This is a genomic window from Rhodococcus erythropolis R138, from assembly GCF_000696675.2.
Lineage (GTDB): Bacteria > Actinomycetota > Actinomycetes > Mycobacteriales > Mycobacteriaceae > Rhodococcus_F > Rhodococcus_F erythropolis.
The window spans coordinates 3,429,589-3,450,680 of record NZ_CP007255.1 but is presented as its reverse complement, the minus strand read 5'-3'; the positions used below and the strand labels follow the sequence as shown (position 1 = coordinate 3,450,680).

The window sequence follows — 21,092 nt, the reverse complement described above, 5'->3', positions numbered from 1 at the left end:
GCGAAATGCCAGCGCATGTACCGGGGCATGATTCTTCCCCGGTGCATACGCTGGCATTTCCAGTTATGCCCGTTCAGGCGGCCGTCGGCGGGCTGTTCCCGCCGATCGGCTGCTGATACGGATCAACCGACATCGGCGGATAGAACACCGACTTCCGATCCGGTCCGATCTCCACCCGCCACTCCGTGTGGTGCATCGTCCGATGATGATGACCGCACAACAAGATCAGATTGTCGAGATCTGTTGGGCCACCATCGTTCCAGTGAACAATATGATGAGCATCGCACCACCCCGACGGCGTCCCGCACCCCGGAAACGCACACCCACCATCCCGAACCGCCAACGCCCGCCGCTGCGGAACCGTCGCCGTTCTCGCTTCCTTACCGCACTCGAGCGGAACACCATTCTCATCCAACAAAATCCGCGTCACGGTGCAGTCGCACGCCAACATCCGGGCAGTGTCGATACTGATCGGACCCACCCAATCCGTCCACGCAAACCCGAGTTCCTCCGTGGACGGCAGCAAGTCCTTCAAGGCCTGCAGATCCGTCATGTCTTTCGCCGACGCAGTGATCGTGATGTGCGGTTTCACCCCGCCCTCGATCGGACCCAACCCCGCCCGCTCGTACCGGCGCAGCAGTTCGCAAAACCCGTCCGCCCGTCGCAGCGCAGGAGTACGCGTGTCCTTCACGCCGTCCTTCTCCGGCGTCGGAGCCGACAAACTCGACAACAACGTGATCAACCGCGCCCCGTTCACCGCATCCAGATCACCCTTCACAGACACACGCCCGTACAAGCCTTTCGAGGCGTAGAACTCGTTACGCTCCGAATCCTCGCCGACCGGAACACCGTCCTCACGCTTGCCGTACTGCTTCTCGATCCGCCGAATCGCCGCCCGCACCGCATCACAATCCGCGATGTTCTTCGACGCCAGACCAAGCAGAATCCCGCGAGCCTTGTCCACATCTGCCAGAGTCATGTTCTTCGGTGGATGCTGACAAAACGACGCCACCTGACGGGCTTTCAACGCATCCACGTCACCCCGGTGAAACGCATCGCCGACAACGGGTTCGAGCATCAACAACCGCGCCAACCCGACCAGCAGACTGCACTCACCGATCTCGAGATTCGTCGAACCATGCAACCACTGCGCGATCGCCCGAAAACCCTTCCCCCCGAGAACCTCACGGGAAAACACTTCCACGATCAACAACACCATCCGCGACTGCAACTCGTGTCGGACACGCACCAGATCCAGAACCTCACTCTTGAGGCCCTCGCCATCCAGCTGCCACGCTTCCCGACTGTCCATACTCAAAGTCTAATCGAACATACTTTCGAGATCCAGAGACATAACGGACAGGTTTCAAGAAACATCGAACTCGAGACCGGTTGATATATAACTACTTTCAGAAAATCTCAAAACCTGATCATCGACCACCGAGCGGCAGAACTCCCCCGCCGACGGGATAGGGCGGCAGCGTTCCCACAAGCGTCGGTGTCAATGTGGTCGCAGACGGATCGGCACGACCGAGAGTGAATTTCCGAACTTCGGCACCCGTTCCGTTGCTGCCGCTGACGAGGAGATCCGCGCCGGTAGTCGTGCTCGTCGTGGCCACTCCCACACCCGACCCTGGATCGGTGAACGGGTCGAAAGCTGCAACCTCCCGAAATGCCACGTCCGTCGAATGGTGATCTGGACTCTCGAGGTACATCTCGGGTGCACCGTCGAGCCTGGATCCACTCGAGAAGACGCGGATTGATCCGTCTCCTCCGAGCATGCCTGCCACTATCGACTTTGCGCCGCCCTCGGCGCCGGCCACCCAACCCGTCGACAGAGACACCCCGTCGCGGTAGCCCTGGTCGAAGGCCAAGAACTGTGATGTCGTTACCGGACCATCCGTATGACCTGCGTGTTCATCGGAGTCGCCCTGCGCAGCCGCCGTCGGTTCGTACAGGTCGTAGCGGAACGTCTTGATCAACGGCTCCTCGCCCGCACCGGGTGCTGTCACGATGCTCGCTCGACCGGAGTGACTGTCGACCATTCCGGTTGCGAACGTGACTCCGCTACTCGATCCCGGGTACGGCGAGAACGAACCGAATTCTGCGGGTGCGGACCTCTTGTCCGCCGGAAGGTCGGTGGAGTAAATCTTGACCTGCGACTCCATCCCCGGGCCTGATGCAACGATGATGTTGTCTGCCAGTGCATTTCCGTCGATGTCGACACCACCGACGTTCACTCCACCGCGGAAACCCACATCGAAGGGCGCAAATCTTGCCAACTCGTCGGTGAACGGCACGCCGCCGACTGCGTTGTACGCCACCACTTCCGGAGCCGAGCCTGCCCCTGTTCCAGCGACCAGATCAAGCACCATGTCTCCGTTCACGTCCGCCATCGCCACACTCGGGGTGCCTTCGAACGACGGGAAGGGCGTCACAGCGGTGATCAGTTTGTCGCCGTTGGCATCGAATATCTGCACCTTGGCGGGCACGCCGGCCGAACCAGGTATCGCGACGGTATACGTCGATACCTCGGGAATCACGTTGACGGTAGCCATCAAACCGTTGTCCTCGTGATTGAGTCGGTGGCAGTGAATCACAAAGGTTCCGGTGTACTCGGTGAACTTCGTTCGCAACGTCACTGACGCAGGCTCGAGAGCATTCTCATTCTCGTCAGTCACCGGAGCAGGCACGTTCACATTGTCGATCCCCCAGGGCTGAACCCCTGTCGTCGTCCCTGCGACGGGATCAACGACTTCCATCACTTGGAAGTCGTTCACGTGAATATGCATCGGGTGTTCGTCGTTGTTGAGGTTCGTGATCTTCCATTCTTCAACGGAATTCAGCCGCGGTTGAATCAGCGGGATGTTGGGGAACGTGTTGTCGGCGAATTCGTAGGTGAAGGCCTTCGGATCGCTGTTGCTGGCCTTCTCGTTTCCGAACCCACCGGACACTGTGAGGTTGCGGGTCACGTCGGGCGTCATCGCTGCTGTATCCACGAACGAGGTGTAGGTATCGAGCTTCTGTCCGAACTCGAAGGGAGTCGTCTTCCCTTCGCCCTCGTCTGGCGTCGCGCGGATCAACTGCTGAGTCGGGAACGTGAAGAATCCGTCCGCGTAACTGATCACCGACGGGTCGACGGTGACGGTTCCGAGTTCGGCGGGCGGATTGTCGGTACCGTTGTTGGTATAGAGAATTCCCGGATTGCTCACCGGTTTCGCACCTTCCAGCGGTGGCATCTCCAGCACCAGATCGCCGGACTCCGGCATCGTCACGGCGATTGCATAGCGCGAGGCCGGCGGAATCACCAGCCTGGTTCCGTCCCCGTCCACGGGTGGCCTGACCTCGTCGAACGGGTTTCCGTCCTGCCCCACGATTGCGAACTTCGGATGGGTGCCGGTTGCGGTTTCCGTCAACGTAACCGGCATGTAGGCAAAGTCGCTGATGTTGGCAAGCACCCAGATCTCGGTCTGCCCCGGCTTCAGTTTCAGCGACGGCTGGAACTGACCGTTCACGGTGTACTGCACATCGCGTTGGTTGTCCGGCAGTGAGGGATCGGCCGGAACACTCGTCGATTCACCCACGAAGCTCTGCAGATTGCCTGGAACGAATTGATTCTGTCCACGATGATTGGCCGGGGACAACGGTCCCGCGTACCAGTTGGTGAAATACTGCGCGCCCTCGGTGGTGTCCGAGAAATTCACCGGAGCAAGGCTCGGACGGTACGTCCCGTCGGCTAATTCGGTACCGGCGGGTGGCGTCAACGTACTGACGAATTGGGGCCAGTTCGCGTCGTTGAGCTGCCGGCCCTTTCCTTTGCGGTCGAATACGAAGTTGTACTGCAGTGCCATATCGCGAATCGGAACGTCGTTTGCCGTCACGACAGGCAAATTCCCGTCCGGCCGGCCGATTTCCAGTAGCCCGGCCAAGCCCATGTACGTCTGCTGGGCGGTGAGGGTGTGCCGGTGACTGTGGTACCAGTAGAGACCGTTCGGCATCGTCCCCGGAATCGCGTAGTCGTACACGTTTCCCTGGCCGGCGGGAATGTTGAGCAACACGTTGTCCGCATTGCCGTCCGGACTCACGTGCACTCCGTGCGTGTGCAGATTCAGCGGAGCCGACGTCAGCGCCGGCGGATAGATCGGCACGTCCCCGCCCGCCGGTGTGAATGCCGGATCGTAGAAGTCCTCGATCGTGAGATCCTGCAAATCGTTGTCGTAATGAATGATCAATCGCTCTCCGGGATTGACGCGGAGAGTCGGCGCCGGATAGACGTCACTCGCCGAGGTCGATCCGTCCGACGCCGTACCGCGGATGACCTCGTACCCGAAGAGCAGAAAATTCGACACGGGCGCCGAAGCGGTATCGAGCGGAATCACTCCCTGATGAGCGGACAAGCGCACCTCGAGAACACCATCTCGGCTACTCAGTTTCACCGGCTCCCGGTAGTCGACGGCGGTTCCGTCCGAGCCGTAGTTGGCGCCCACCTCGGGCGCCGATTCAGCGGACGTACACGCGGCCAACGCCATCGTCATGGACACCACTACTGCTGCGGCTAACGACCTTCCTCGCAGTGCGATCACTGGTTTCCCCGTTCCATGGTGGCGTGAGATACGTCCGATCAGCGCTCATCAGCCTATCGAGAAAACATCGGCTGAACAGTACATTCACGACAAATTGCCCACCTAGTGCCCGCTCGAGCGCTGCACCTTGCAAGCAGTCTCAGCAAACCGATCAGAAATCGAGAAGCACAGCCAAGGGGCCCGCAATTACGTTGAAACACATGAACACACCACAGAAGTCCACTTCCGACCACACGTCGTCAATCCACACATCAGCAGGGAGCGCCCGGATGACCACCGCGCAATCCGTGATCCTCGACGTACCCGACCTCGTCGCAGCCGAAGCCTTCTACAACGCTCTCGGCGTCGGAGATCGAATCCAGCTACGCGAATCGAACGAACCGACAACCGGGTTTCGTGGGTACACCCTTTCGCTCGTCGTCTCCCAACCGAACATCGTCGACGCCTTCGTCGGCGCCGCACTCGCAGCCGGTGCCGCCGTCTTGAAGCCGGTGAAGAAATCCCTCTGGGGATACGGCGGAGTCCTTCAGGCTCCGGACGGTTCGATCTGGAAGATCGCCACGTCGTCGAAGAAGAACAATGAACCCGCCACCCGCACAATCGACAGCCTCGTGCTGCTGCTCGGCGCCGAAGACGTCAAGGCCAGCAAGCAGTTCTACCTCGACCACGGCCTCGAGGTGTCGAAGAGCTTCGGCCGCAAGTACGTCGAATTCACCAGCGCAGCAAACAATGTCACGCTGGCACTGTACGGCCGAGGCGCCCTGGCAAAGGACGCCGGGCTCGCTCCCGAGGGCACCGGATCGCACCGAATCACCATCACCGGTGCGTCCGAACCCTTCGCGGATCCTGACGGTTTCGCCTGGGAAAGCACCCATTCCTGACGCAGGCGGTGTCTCGAGAACACGCCCGCCCGACTCAGGACATCCGACGAATCCTCTCCAAGTTGTGCGACATCAACGGACCAACGGTCTCGAGAGCGGCGGGCGAGGTGATGTCCCAGTGAGTGCACTCGACGGGGTGATTCACGATATCCCCGCTGACATACGCACGCCATGAATCGACTCCACGGTTCAGCCATGGATCATCCAGCGCTGCAGTGAAGTACAGCACGTCGCCATCGAAGATCCCCGGCTGGTGAGCCTGCATCAACGTGTCGTTGTGCCGGGCCGCGAAGACAAGCCTGCCGACATCTTCCGAAGTCAACTCGCCCATGGCGTGCGCGAACTCGAGTCCCATGTCCGCGTCGTCGTCAGCGTCCGAACCTTCACCGTCTTCAGCGGCATGGGCGAAGCTGTCCAGCATCACCAACGAATCGACCGACTCGCCCGCTGCCTGCAATAGCACCGCCATCGAGTGTGCGATCACGCCACCGAGCGACCAACCGGCAAAGTGATACGGACCTTCAGGCTGGATTTTTCGAACTTCCTCGAGGTACCTGGCGGCGGTGAACTCGATGGACTCCGGCAGCGGATCCGCGGACGAGACTGCTGGAGTTTGGATCCCGTACATCGGAGTCGCCGAATCGATGTACGGCGCCAAGCCGGCATAGCTCCAGGCCAGGCCGACGATCGGATGGACGAAGAACACAGGCGGCCGATCACCGGTCGTCCGAATCGGGAACACGACGTCCAGCGCGCCGGAAGATTCTTGTCCGGAGTCGACACGAATCGCAATCGACGCCGGAGTCGGCTCGGTCATCAACCACTGCAATGGGATCTCGCGAGCAAGCGACATCCGCAGTTTGGTCACTACTCGCATCGCCGACAGTGAGTTCCCACCGAGTTCGAAGAAGTTGTCGTCGGCGCCGACGTCAGCGATCTCGAGGACCTCCGAGAAGGCAGTGGCCACAGCGATTTCCGTAGGCGTGCTCGGCTCCCGATACACGATCTTCGACGCAAAATCAGGGGTCGGCAATGCCTTCTCGTCGACCTTTCCTGTCGGTGTCGTCGGCACCTTGTCGATGAAGACGACAGCGCTAGGGATCATGTGACGTGGCAAGAACTCGGAGACAAAGGCGACGACCTGATTCACCTCCGGCGCAGTCCCCGGCGTCGGCACGACGTACGCGACCAACGCGGTGTCCCCGGACGGTGTCCTCTTGCCGCGGGTCATGGCCACATCCACGTCCGGGTGTGCGTGCAGGGCCGAGTCGATCTCCCCGAGTTCGATGCGATGACCACGAATTTTGACCTGAGTGTCGGTCCTGCCCCGGTACTCGATGGTGAGTTCGGGTGTCCAGGCGGCAATGTCGCCCGTGCGATACAGACGATCACCCGGCCGGCCGTGCGGGTTGGCAACAAATCGGGTTGCCGTGAGCACAGACTGGTCATGGTATCCCCGGGCGAGAGCCGGCCCGGACACGTACAGTTCGCCCGGCGTCCCGATCGGCACCGGGAGCAGTCGCGAGTCGAGGATCAGAGTGTCGAATCCACGCACGGGTGATCCGATCGTGACTGGTTTGCCCGCGACGAGATCACCGACGGTGGAGATGTCGGTTGCCTCGGTAGGCCCGTACCCGTTGAGCATGGTTCGACCACGCTGCCAACGGTTCACCAGTTCGGCAGATACCGCTTCCCCGCCCACACCGAGAACCCGAAGCTCTTCGAGCCCTTCCGGTTCCATCGACGTCAACATCGCCGGAGTGATCAGTGCGTGAGTGACCCGACGTCCGATCATGAACCGGGACAACTCTTCTCCGCCCAGGATGGTGGGCGGTGTGACGACCAGAGTCGCCGCCGCGGACAGCGCCGACATCATTTCACCCACCGACATGTCGAAGCTCGGCGAGGTGTTGTGCAGGAATCGTGAGTGCGAGTCGACGCGATAGTGCTCACGACGCTCGGCGGCAAGATTCGCGAGACCACCATGCGTGACCACGACGCCCTTCGGTTTGCCCGTGGATCCGGACGTGTAGATCATGTAGGCCGGATTGTCGATGCGAGCCGCTCCCGCGATACTCGACTCGGGTAGCTCTTGGATCGCGGTTTCGAGTGCGTCCAGATCGAGCCAGCGCACCGAATCGGGAAGTTGATTCCCACCTCGGCTGATGCCGATGACAGCACCGGAGTCTGTGATCATGTGTTCGATCCGCTCAACCGGATAGTCAGGATCGACGGGCAAGTAGGCGGCGCCGGTCTTCGTCACTGCCCACACCGACATCACGGACGCTGCCGATCGCCGGAGTGCCACGGCTACAAAGGTTTCCGGACCAACTCCGTGATCGAGCAGGATGGAAGCAAGGCGGTTCGACCAGGCGTCCGCTTCACGGTATGTCCACGCACGCCCGTCGGCCCAGATCGCGATTCCGTCGGGGTTCTGTGTGACGGCGGAAGCGATGAGATCAGCCAGGGTTGCGCTGGGCGCAGCCGGCAGGCCCGATACCGGGACAAGCAGGCGACGCTCGTCGGGCCCCAGAACATCCAGGATTCCGGCAGCGGTGTCCGGCAACTCCACGAATGCACGCAGGATCCGAAGCATCCTCTCGCGCAGAACCTCGATCGTCGGCGCATCGAAGACATCCTGCTGATACTTGAGCGTGAATGAAATGCCGTCATCAGCGACAACGGTAAGTGTCAACGGATAGTGGGTCGCATCGTCACCGGTGATCGCAGTAACCGTCATGCCGTCGATCGAGCTCGTTGCAGCGATACCTTCCGTATCGACGGGGTACGACTCGAAGACGGTCAACGTGTCGAAGTCAGCGGCATTTCCGACGCTCTTGACGATCTCCGTCAGTCCGAGTTGGTGGTGCTCGAGAAGCGCCGCCTGTTCTGCCTGCAGCCGTGAGAGCAAGGAACGCAAAGACTCCGCGGGGTCGATCGTGACCCGGACGGGCAGCGTGTTGATGAACAGGCCGACCATCGACTCGACATGATCGAGCTCGGGAGGACGACCCGACACGGTTGCACCGAACACGACATCCGTTCGACCCAGCTGGCGCGCCAGCAGAATTCCCCAACCGGCCTGCATCATGGTGTTCAATGTGACGCCGTTGTCGGCGCTGAAGGCACCGAGCTGCTCGGCGAGTTCGGGCTCCACCTGAGTCACAACCGACTCGACGGTGCCGGCACTCGAACCAGCAGACCGTTCCCCGGCGAGCAGGGTCGGCTGCTCGAGCCCGGACAGCGCCTCGGCCCACGCCAACTCGGATTCCGCAGCGTCCCGAGAATTCAACCAGGACAGGTAATTACGATAGGACGCTGCGCGGGGAAGCACCGACTCGTCGCCGTGCGTTGCGTAAAGAACCATCAGGTCCTTCATCAGAAGCGGCATCGACCACCCGTCGAGAAGAATGTGGTGCAGTGTCACTGCAAGCGCGTGTCGACTGGGATCTCGTGTGATGAGCGTGAACCGAAGCAATGGCGGTGTTGCCAAATCGAAACGCTCGGATCGATCACGCGCGAGGGTTCGCTCGTAGACAGCTTCGCGCTCACTCGCAGGCTCGGCACCGAGGTCGACCACACGCCACGGGACATCGACCTCACCGAGAACGATTTGCGCGAGTTCGCCGGACAGATCGGCGACAAAGGCGGTCCGTAGGTTGTCGTGACGGTTCAGCAGAGCAGTCACGGCCCGGTTCATTCGTATCGGATCGACAGTTCCTGTCAGCTCCAGAACCATCTGGGTCTGATAAACGTCGGCACTGTTGCCGGCGAGCAACGAGTGGAAGGCAAGTCCGTGCTGCAACGGCGACAGTGGCCAAATGTCACTGACCAGCGGATACCGGTCTTCCCAGACATCGATGTCCTCTTGAGAGACCGTCACCAACGGAACGTCGGAAGGCGTCAGGCCTCCCCCAGCGCCTCTGCCGACGTGGGAGACCAGGCTCCGCAGCGCGCTCGCCCAGTACTGCGCCAAGCCTCGGACGTCCGTTTCGGTCAGGAGGCGTCCGGCGTAGGAGAACGTCGCGGACAACTCGGCATCACCCGAAATGTCTGTGACTATCGCGTTGATGTCGAGAACTGCGGCGGCAGGCATGTCGGGGTTTCCGGGGCCTTCGATGTCACCGACATCCACGGACGGAGTCCACCCCAAATCGGCGAACTCCTCCGGGACGTTGCCGGCAGACACGCGACCGAGGTAGTTGAAACTGATTTGCGGCATGCTGTCCGGCAGTGGTGTACCCGGGTCGCTGCCGGTCATGTCGCTGCCGGCCGTATCGCTGTCGGTCAGATATCGGAGGACCCCGTAGCCGATGCCACGACCGGGCACGGCGAGCAGTTGTTCCTTGACCGACTTGACGGCCCGACCCGCCGCGACGCCGCCGCGCATGGCGTCGTCGATGTCGAGCGCACCGAGTTCGAGGCGCACGGGATAGACGCTGGTGAACCAACCGACGGTACGCGAGAGGTCAGCACCGGGTGCAGTCTGCTCTTCTCGCCCGTGACCTTCCATCTGGATGAGCGTCGATGTGGTGTGCACGCCTCGTTCGCGACGCCACCGAGTGACTGCAAGCGCCAGAGCTGTCAGCAAACCGTCGTTCACGCCGCCACGGAACGCGGCCGGAAGCTCGGTCAGCAGTGCCTGAGTCGTCGACGCGTCGACGCGCACCTCGATGTCGCGGACAGTTGCGACCAGATCGAGCGAGGGGTCGAAGCGCGCCGATCCCAGATCCGGGTCCTCGCCGTCGACGATTGCCCGCCACGTCGGCAGGTCTGCCGTCGCCCCAACTGCACTGTCCTGCAGCGCATGTGCCCAGCGACGCATCGACGTGCCGACAGGTGCCAGCTGCGCCGGCGCACCATTGGAGATCTGTGCCCACGCGGTCATGAAGTCCGGCACCAGGATTCGCCACGACACTCCGTCGACGACCAGATGGTGCATCACGACGAGCAGTCGCCCGGTCACCTTTTCCTCGTCACCCACCGGCGCGAGCCAGACGCACGCGAACATCACACCGCCGCGCGGATCAAGTTCTCGTCGAGCCAGTTCCACTTGGGATCGTGCCAATTCGGTCAAGCTTTCCGCGCTGTCGACGGCAGCGGGATCGAAGTCGACCTTCCGCACACGTGCGGCCACGTCCACGCTTCCGGGCTCGGCCACGTGCAAAGTTTTGCTGTGCAAGGTCGACCGAAGCATGTCGTGGTGATCGACGACGGCGGCCACCGTGGCGACGATCCCCGCCTGATCGACGCCGACTGGCAGATCCAGTGCGATCGACTGTGAGTAGCGATCGAAGTGATCGGTGCTGCCGAGCACCATGCGCATCACCGGCGTCAGCGGCAACTCTCCGACACCGTTGCCCGGCAGTTCGGCAAGTACCCTCTGCGCCGGCGCGTCAGATCGCAAAACGACCTGTGCCAGCGCGGCAACAGTCTTCTGTTCGAAGACGTCTCGTGGGGTCATCACGAGACCACGAGCCTTCGCTCGGGAGACCAGTTGGATGGATGCGATGCTGTCGCCGCCGAGCCCGAAGAACGAATCGTCGACGCTCACCGCCTCGACACCGAGCAGGTCTGCGAACAGCGAAGCGAGGATCTCTTCCGTCTCGGACGCGGGTGCTCGATAGCGCACCTTCGACGCGGAGAACGTCGGAGCGGGAAGAGCCTTGCGGTCAAGCTTTCCGTTCACGGTCACCGGTAGAGCGTCCAGCACGACATACGCGTCGGGCACCATCGGTCGTGGCAGCGCGGACTCCAGATAGCGCCTTACGGACTCGGTATCGATCACGCGCCCAGCTTGCGGCACCAGGTATGCCGCCAGCCGCTTGCCCAGTGCAGTCTCGACGACAAGCACCACGGATTGCGCGATCTCGTCGCACTGTGTTGCTACCGTCTCGATTTCACCGAGTTCGATGCGTTGACCTCGGATCTTGACCTGACTGTCGATCCGTCCGCGGTACTCGATGGTGAGATCGGCCGTCCAGGCAGCGATGTCACCGGTCCGGTACATGCGCTGTCCAGGATCACCGTGGGGATCGGCGATGAATCGTGTTGCGGTGAGAATGTGTTGGTTGTGGTAACCGCGAGCCAAAGCTGGCCCCGCCACGTACAGTTCACCAGGCGTACCGATCGGCACCGGTCGCAGTCGAGTGTCCAGGATCAGGGTCCGGAATCCGCGCACAGGTTTACCGACCGTGACAGGTTGTCCCGCTTCGAGGTCTGCAACTGTGGAGATGTCGGTCGCCTCGGTCGGTCCGTAGCCGTTGAGCATCGTTCGCCCTGGCTGCCAACGATCGACCAGTTCAGCGGATACCGCTTCACCGCCCACACCGAGAACGCGAAGATGTTCGTGGTCGTGGGGGGCGATCGTGCTCAGAACGGCCGGGGTGATCAGAGCGTGAGTGACTCGTTGCGAGTCCAACAACTCGGCCAAGTCGTCACCACCGATCGTGGTCACCGGAACGATCACCAATGTTGCTGCAGCAGAGAGCGCGGAGATCATTTCGCCGACAGCCATGTCGAAGCTGGGTGACGCGGTGTGCAGGAACCGGGCGTCGGGCGTGATCTGGTAGTGCTCACGCCGTTCGGCCGCCAAGTTGGCGAGACCGGAATGAGTGACAACCACGCCCTTGGGCTTGCCCGTCGAACCCGACGTGTAGATCATGTACGCCGGATTGTCGATCCGCACCGGCGGCCAGCTCGCGCTCACCGGGGCTGCCGCCAGTTCTTCGGCGATGTCCTCGAGAACCAACCATTCGACGTCGTCGGGCAGGAACTGACGCTGCTCGGCGATCGTCACACCCAACCTCGCTCGAGAATCTTCGAGAATGTGGTCGATGCGATCGGCCGGATAGCTCGGGTCGACCGGCAGATATGCGGCACCCGTCTTGGCAACCGCCCAGACTGCGAGGACGGATTCGAGCGATCGTGGAAGAGCCAGCGCAACAAATGTTTCCGGTGTGATGTCGCGTCGCAGCAGGACGTGAGCGAGGCGGGTCGAGAGTTCGTCGGCCTCGGTATAGGGGACGGCGCGGCCATTCCACAGGAAGGCGATCCCCGTTGGATTCGACGAGACCGCAGCAAAAATCAGCTCGGACAGAGTCGCGGGATGCGCCGCCGTAAGTCCTCGCACCGGCACCAGTAGGTTCTGCTCGTCCCGATTCAGGACGTCGATATCCCCGATTACTCTCGCGGGATCCCGCGTCAGCTGCTCGAGCATCATGACGAATCGGTCGGCGAACGACGCAGCCGTGGAACGGTCGAACAAATCCGTCGCGTAGGTCAGCGAGCCACTAACCGCTACCGACTCGGTGTCTGCGCCGCTGGTAGATTCCGTGGTCTCGAACAACGTCAAGGCAAGATCGAATTGAGCTGGAGTGACGTCGAATTCGACGGCGGACACCCGCAGATCAGGAAGCTCGAACGTGGCGTCTTCGATATATTCGTAGGCAAACGTGACTTGGAACAGCGGTGTGTGAGCCTGTGAGCGAACAGGTTGCAGAGCGTCCACCAGTCTCTCGAAAGGCACATCGACGTTGCCGAACGCACTCAGATCTCGGTCACGCACCTGGTCGACCAACTGCGCGAACGTCAGTGCGGGGTCGGCCTCCGTTCGCAGGACGACCGTGCCGACGAACATTCCGATGAGATCCTCGAGAGCCGCTTCGCCTCGTCCGGACACGGGCGTGCCGACGATGATGTCGGTGCTCGCCGACACTCTCGCCAACAGTGCCGCATACGCAGCGTGAATCACCATGAACACACTTGCGTTGTGGTGATCGGCGACCTCACGAACGCGATCCATGATCTCGGACGCGATGTCGAAGCGAACCATCGCACCGTTCTGGGTGGCCACCGCCGGTCGCGGTCGATCGGCCGGAAGCTCGAGCAGTTCCGGAATCCCGTTCAATGTTGATTTCCAGTAATCGATCTGAGTCGATGCGATGCTCTTCGGGTCAGCCTCGTCACCGAGGAGCACCCGCTGCCACAGCGCAAAGTCGGCATACTGGATCTCCAGCGGCGCCCAGAACGGGGCCTGGCCGGTCAACCGTGCCGAGTAGGCGATCATGACGTCGCGAGCCAACGGCGTCATGGACACGCCGTCCGCACTGATGTGATGCACCGACATCACCAGTACATGCTCGAATTCCTCGACGCGGTACAACTTCACGCGAATCGGCACGGAAGCAGTGACGTCGAAACCTTCGGACATGACCTCGAGAATGCGAGTGTCGAGGTCGCCACGGTCGACGTCGATCGGGCTCAGATCGAACTCGACGTCCTCGGGTGTCAGGATCACCTGGACGGGGCCGTCACCGTTGTCGGGGAACACTGTTCGCAGCGACTCATGGCGCGTCAGAACATCACCGAAGGCGCCGCGAAGCGCCGGAACGTCAACGGTGCCGGCGAGTCGGATGGCCAACGGGATGTTGTATGCCGCAGATTCGACATCGTACTGATTGAGGAACCACATCCGATTCTGTGCAAGTGAAAGCGGGATCTGCTCCGGACGAGTCTGCACCTCGAGGGCAGGCCTGTCGGCACGCTCTGCATTGTCCAGTGCAACAGCAAGTTCCGCCACAGAGGGGTGATCGAACAACGTCCGAAGCGGCAACGCGGTACCAGCGTGTTGGTTGATGCGGCTGACAAGTCTGGTCGCATTGAGCGAATTACCACCCAACTCGAAGAAATCATCATCGACACCAACCCGCGACTCACACCCCAAAACCACCGCAAAAGCAGCAGCCACCACCAACTCCGAAGCAGAACCAGGCGCCCGAAACACCCGCACACCGAAAACAGGCTCCGGCAACGCCTTCCGATCCAACTTCCCCGCACTCGACAACGGGAACTCGTCAACAACAACCACCACATCCGGAACCATGTACGACGGAAGCACCAACCCCACCGCAGCCCGCGCCCCCACCGAATCCACCGAAACTTCCGCATCGACCGAGGACCCAGCCGTCACATACCCGACCAGACGACTCCCCCCATGCACCACCACCACAGCACCAGAAACACCCGGCAACGCACCCAACGCCGACTCGATCTCACCGAGCTCGATCCGCACCCCACGAATCTTCACCTGAAAATCCGACCGACCCAAATACACCAAAGACCCAGCAGCACTCCACAACACACGATCACCAGTGCGATACATCCGAGCACCCACCACAAACGGATTCGCCACAAACCGATCCGACGTCAAATCCGGACGCCGATGATAACCACGAGCCAACTGCGCACCATCGAGATACAACTCGCCCGCAACACCCACCGGCACCGGACGCAACCGCGAATCCAACACATACCCACGCGTATTCCACACCGGCGTCCCGATCGGCACCACCCCCGACACCGAACCCACAATCCGATGCGCCGTCGTCGTAATCGCCGCCTCCGTCGGACCATACGTGTTATGCACCGCAGCCGACGTCAACGAACCCAACGCCACCGCAAGCTCCGGCGACAACTCCTCACCACCGGCAAACAAATGCCGCAACGAACCCAACGCACCACCAAAACCATCAGCCACCAACGCCGCAAGCACCGACGGAACGAACTCCGCCACCGAAATCGCATGCTCGACCATCACACCCGCAAGATAATCCAACTCACGATGCCCACCCGGCCGCGTCACCACCAACCGCGCACCCACCGTCAACGGCAAAAACGACTCCCACACCGACACATCGAACGTGAACGGCGCACGCGCCATCACCCGATCATCAGCACCCACCCCGTACTCCCCAGCCAACCACGCCAACTGATTGACAATCGCCCCATGACTGACCGACACCCCCTTCGGCCGACCCGTCGAACCCGACGTGAACATCACATACGCCGCATTACCCGACCGCAACGGCGCAACCCGATCACCATCAGAAACCCGACCACCCGAAAACCCACCCACATCAAGACCATCGAGAACAACAACATCCACACCCACAGGCAACACACCCACAAACGCAGAAACAGTCAACACGAGCTGCGGCGCAGCCGAATCAACCACAAACCCGATCCGCTCCACCGGCAACTCCGGATCAATCGGCACATACGCACCACCCGCAGCAACAACCGCATGCATCGCCACGATCATCTCCACCGAACGCTCCACCGCAAGACCCACCAAAACATCCGGCCCCACACCACGCCCGATCAACCACCGCGCCAACCGATTCACCCGCACACCGAACTCGGCATACGACAACACCACATCACCGAACACCACAGCCACACGACCCGACGACACCTCAACCGAAGCCGCCACCAAATCCGCCAACGTCACACCGTCAACACAACGATCCGTCTCATTCACACCCCCCAACACCAACCCACGCTCCACCACAGACTCCACCTCGAACATCTCGACGATGGTGGACGTGTCCGCCACTGCAGCGCTCACCACTGCGACGTATGCATCGACCAATCGCGCTGCGGTTGCCTCGTCGAAGAGATCGGTGGCATAGGTCAGATGTAGGTCCAGACCCCCGCGAGACCCGTCGGCGGTGAGTGCTTCGTTGAACACGAAGTCCAGGTCGAACTGTGTAGTGGTCACGACGTTGTCGACTTCGGCGATACGTATGCCGTCGAACTCGAGTTCGGTCAATGCGATGTTCTGCAGGGTCAAACTGACCTGGAAAATGGGCGAGTACGACTGCGAACGAACCGGATCGAGTATTTCGACCAGGCGCTCGAACGGAACGTCGGCGTTCGCGAACGCCTGGAGGTCGAATTCTCGAACCGATTCGAGCAATTCCGCGAACCGAGCGCCGGGCGACACCACGGAACGTAGTGCGAGGGTATTGACGAACATGCCGACCAGATCGTCGAGTGCACGTTCTCCTCGGCCCGCAACAGGAGTTCCCACAACTACGTCGTATTCACCGCTGTAGCGCGAAAGCACAACAGCGAGCGCGGCATGCAACACCATGAACGACGTAGCGCCGTTGTCACGCGCGACCTTCTCCAGTTGCGCGTTCACCTCGGGGCTCAGATGGGCCGAGAACATGGCTCCACGGCCGGAGGCTTCCACGGGACGAGGTCGGTCCAGCGGCAGATCGATCACCGACGGTATTGCGTCGAGAGCGCTGCGCCAGAAGTCCAACTGTCGTGTGACGAGTGAGGTCGACGATTCTTCCGAACCCAACGTCTCGAGCTGCCACAGCGCGTAATCCGCGTACTGCACCTCGAGCGGCGCCCACAACGGCTCCATACCTCGGGACCGCGCCTCGTACGCCACCATCACATCACGCGTCAACGGACCCATCGAGAAACCGTCACCCGCAATGTGATGCACCGTCATCGCCAGGACGTACTCAAACTCGTCGAGCTGGAACAGATGAGCTCGCATGGGAATTTCGGACGTGACGTCGAAAGTGGCGCCGAGGACTTCGGAAACTCGTACGAGGAGAGCACTTTCGGACACATACTCGATCGTCATGTCCACGGCCGCGTCATCCGGCGAGAGAATTCTCTGGAAACCGATGCCGTCCACTTCAGGGTAGACCGTCCGGAGAACTTCGTGGCGCAGCACCAGATCACCCACTGCCGCACCAAGCGCCGATACGTCGAGGGCGCCGGAGAGGCGAAGGACCACTGGCATGTTGTATGCCGACGACTCAGGTTCGAAGCGGTTGAGGAACCACATCCGGGACTGAGCCGGTGACAACGGGACCGCCGACGGGCGTACCCGGGCTGTCAGGGCCGGCCTACTCGAGGATGATGAGGCGTCGAGAACCGCAGCGAGTTCGGCTACCGTCGGCGAGTCGAAGATGGCCCGCAGCGGTATGTCAGTGCCTCGGTCTGCGTTGATGCGGCTGACGAGCCGGGTCGCATTGAGCGAATTACCACCCAACTCGAAGAAATCATCATCGACACCAACCCGCGACTCACACCCCAAAACCACCGCAAAAGCAGCAGCCACCACCAACTCCGAAGCAGAACCAGGCGCCCGAAACACCCGCACACCGAAAACAGGCTCCGGCAACGCCTTCCGATCCAACTTCCCCGCACTCGACAACGGGAACTCGTCAACAACAACCACCACATCCGGAACCATGTACGACGGAAGCACCAACCCCACCGCAGCCCGCGCCCCCACCGAATCCACCGAAACTTCCGCATCGACCGAGGACCCAGCCGTCACATACCCGACCAGACGACTCCCCCCATGCACCACCACCACAGCACCAGAAACACCCGGCAACGCACCCAACGCCGACTCGATCTCACCGAGCTCGATCCGCACCCCACGAATCTTCACCTGAAAATCCGACCGACCCAAATACACCAAAGACCCAGCAGCACTCCACAACACACGATCACCAGTGCGATACATCCGAGCACCCACCACAAACGGATTCGCCACAAACCGATCCGACGTCAAATCCGGACGCCGATGATAACCACGAGCCAACTGCGCACCATCGAGATACAACTCGCCCGCAACACCCACCGGCACCGGACGCAACCGCGAATCCAACACATACCCACGCGTATTCCACACCGGCGTCCCGATCGGCACCACCCCCGACACCGAACCCACAATCCGATGCGCCGTCGTCGTAATCGCCGCCTCCGTCGGACCATACGTGTTATGCACCGCAGCCGACGTCAACGAACCCAACGCCACCGCAAGCTCCGGCGACAACTCCTCACCACCGGCAAACAAATGCCGCAACGAACCCAACGCACCACCAAAACCATCAGCCACCAACGCCGCAAGCACCGACGGAACGAACTCCGCCACCGAAATCGCATGCTCGACCATCACACCCGCAAGATAATCCAACTCACGATGCCCACCCGGCCGCGTCACCACCAACCGCGCACCCACCGTCAACGGCAAAAACGACTCCCACACCGACACATCGAACGTGAACGGCGCACGCGCCATCACCCGATCATCAGCACCCACCCCGTACTCCCCAGCCAACCACGCCAACTGATTGACAATCGCCCCATGACTGACCGACACCCCCTTCGGCCGACCCGTCGAACCCGACGTGAACATCACATACGCCGCATTACCCAACCGCAACGGCGCAACCCGATCACCATCAGAAACCCGACCACCCGAAAACCCACCCACATCAAGACCATCGAGAACAACAACATCCACACCCACAGGCAACACACCCACAAACGCAGAAACAGTCAACACAAGCTGCGGCGCAGCCGAATCAACCACAAACCCGATCCGCTCCACCGGCAACTCCGGATCAATCGGCACATACGCACCACCCGCAGCAACAACCGCATGCATCGCCACGATCATCTCCACCGAACGCTCCACCGCAAGACCCACCAAAACATCCGGCCCCACACCACGCCCGATCAACCACCGCGCCAACCGATTCACCCGCACACCGAACTCGGCATACGACAACACCACATCACCGAACACCACAGCCACACGACCCGACGACACCTCAACCGAAGCCGCCACCAAATCCGCCAACGTCACACCGTCAACACAACGATCCGTCTCATTCACACCCCCCAACACCAACCCACGCTCCACCACAGACTCCACCTCGAACATCTCGACTCGCCGATCCGGTTCTGCGACAGCAGTAGTCAAGACCGATTCGAAGGCGTACATCAGGCGTGAGGCGGTGGATTCCTCGAACAGATCAGTGGCGTAGGTCAACTGAACGACAAGCCCTGCCGGTAGGCCGTCGTTGTCGAACTGTTCGGCCGCAACAAAATCGAGGTCGAACTGAGTGCTCACCACCGCAGGTTCGATGCTCTCGATGTGCAACCCGTTGAGAGTCAACCGTGAATCGAGATGGTTCTGTAGTGCGAGGCTGACCTGGAAGAGCGGTGAATAGGACTGCGAACGAACGGGATCGAGTACCTCGACCAGACGCTCGAACGGAACGTCGCCGTGCGCAAAAGCCTGAAGATCGACGTCGCGGACTCGGGACAGCAGGTCGGTGAACTCCTCACCTGGATCGACTCTGGTGCGCAACACGACGGTCCCCACGAACATACCGACGAGATCGTCGAGCACGCGTTCGCCGCGCCCGGCGGTCGGCGTCCCGACGGCAAAGTCGTAACTGCCGCTGAACCGTGACAGTACGACGGCCAGAGCAGCATGCAACACCATGAACGGCGTAGCGCGATGCCGTCGTGCCAGTTCGGAAATTGCCTGTTGCAGAGCAGGTTCGAGATGCACGCTCAGAAGCGATCCTCGTCCGGAGGCCTCAGCCGGGCGGGGCCGATCCAACGGGAGTTCGAGGACGGCGGGCGCTCCCTCGAGAGCGTTCCGCCAGAAGTCCAACTGTCGTGTGACGAGTGAGGTCGACGATTCTTCCGAACCCAACGTCTCGAGCTGCCACAGCGCGTAATCCGCGTACTGCACCTCGAGCGGCGCCCACAACGGCTCCATAGCTCGGGACCGCGCCTCGTACGCCACCATCACGTCACGCGTCAACGGACCCATCGAGAAACCGTCACCCGCAATGTGATGCACCGTCATCGCCAGGACGTACTCGAACTCGTCAACCTGCAACAGCGAGGCTCGAACGGGGATCTCGGACGTGACGTCGAACGATACGCCGAGAACATCGGCCAGCACGCTGTGGAGCGAATCCCCCTGCACCGTGACAATGTCAAGAATGTCGAGAGCACGAGGTTCCTCGACGACCTCCTGGTAACCCGTTCCGTCGTACTCCGGGTACACGGTTCTCAGGACCTCGTGGCGAGCGATCACGTCGGCGACACTGGCGCGCAACGCCTCGACATCCAATGGACCTGTGAATCGCAGAACCACCGGGATGTTGTATGCCGACGAATCGGGATCGAAGCGATTGAGGAACCACATACGAGTCTGCGCAGCGGAGAGCGGAATCCTCGCCGGCCTCGGCTGCGAACCCAGCGCGGGCCGCCGCGAAAGCTCGGCAGTTTCCACCACTGCAGCCAACTCTGCGACAGTGGGCGACTCGAAGACCACACGCACCGGCAAGTCCGTGCCCGCCGCGGCGTTGATCCGCCCGAGCACCCGAGTTGCACTGAGCGAATTGCCGCCGCGTTCGAAGAAGTCGTCGTCGATGCCCACCTCCCCCGTGCTTCCGCTGCCGAGAACCTCGGCAAAAGCGGTCGCCACCGACAGTTCGGCCGGTGTCGTCGGTGCACGGAAACCACGTGCCTCGAAGACTGGCTCCGGTAGCGCATGTCGATCTACCTTGCCTGTACTCCCCAGCGGCAGGGAGTCGAGCGTCATCAGCGTTGTCGGAACCATGTAGCCGGGCAGGGTGGCGCGCAGTCGTGCCAGAATCGCTGAGCTCTCGATGTCCGAGCCAGCTGCCGCGGTGACGTAGCCGACCAGGTTTTGCTCACCGGTGGCCGACGTCGTGACCGTGACCACCGCATCGCGGATCGGTCGTTCGGCGCGCAACGCTGTTTCGATCTCGCCGAGTTCGATGCGGAAACCTCGGACCTTGACCTGGAAATCTGCACGCTCGAGGTATTCGAGGCTGCCCGCGGCATTCCACCGAACCAGATCGCCGGTTCGATAGAGACGCTCTCCCGTTCCATTCGGGTCGGCGACGAAACAGCTCGAGTTCTGCCCCGCATCCCCGATGTACCCGCGCGCCAGCTGAACTCCAGCGAGATAGAG

The 21,092-nt window shown here is 61.5% G+C and carries 4 protein-coding genes (1 of these 4 running past the window's edge); 1 reads left to right on the top strand and 3 read right to left on the bottom strand.

Annotation, left to right across the window (positions count from 1 at the left end):
* Positions 1-73: 73 nt before the first annotated feature.
* On the bottom strand, positions 74-1,312 hold the full coding sequence (locus tag H351_RS15965) for an HNH endonuclease signature motif containing protein (protein WP_059016349.1): 1,239 nt from the start codon (positions 1,310-1,312) through the stop codon (positions 74-76).
* Between the two features lie 118 nt (positions 1,313-1,430).
* Positions 1,431-4,535 carry a multicopper oxidase family protein gene (locus H351_RS15960; RefSeq protein ID WP_244891498.1) on the bottom strand — a complete coding sequence of 1,035 codons (3,105 nt, stop codon included), beginning with the start codon at positions 4,533-4,535 and terminating at the stop codon, positions 1,431-1,433.
* Between the two features lie 317 nt (positions 4,536-4,852).
* Here H351_RS15960 and H351_RS15955 point away from each other — a divergent pair, with 317 nt between their 5' ends.
* Entirely contained in the window at positions 4,853-5,464 is a 612-nt protein-coding gene (locus H351_RS15955) for a VOC family protein (protein ID WP_029255497.1), read from the top strand.
* A gap of 34 nt (positions 5,465-5,498) precedes the next feature.
* Here H351_RS15955 and H351_RS15950 read toward each other — a convergent pair whose 3' ends face one another.
* A protein-coding gene (locus H351_RS15950; protein WP_059016347.1) for a non-ribosomal peptide synthetase crosses the window boundary here: on the bottom strand, positions 5,499-21,092 show its 3' end. The gene runs 16,242 nt beyond the window's last position; the window shows 15,594 of its 31,836 coding nt (coding positions 16,243-31,836); its start codon lies beyond the right edge, outside the window; the stop codon is at positions 5,499-5,501.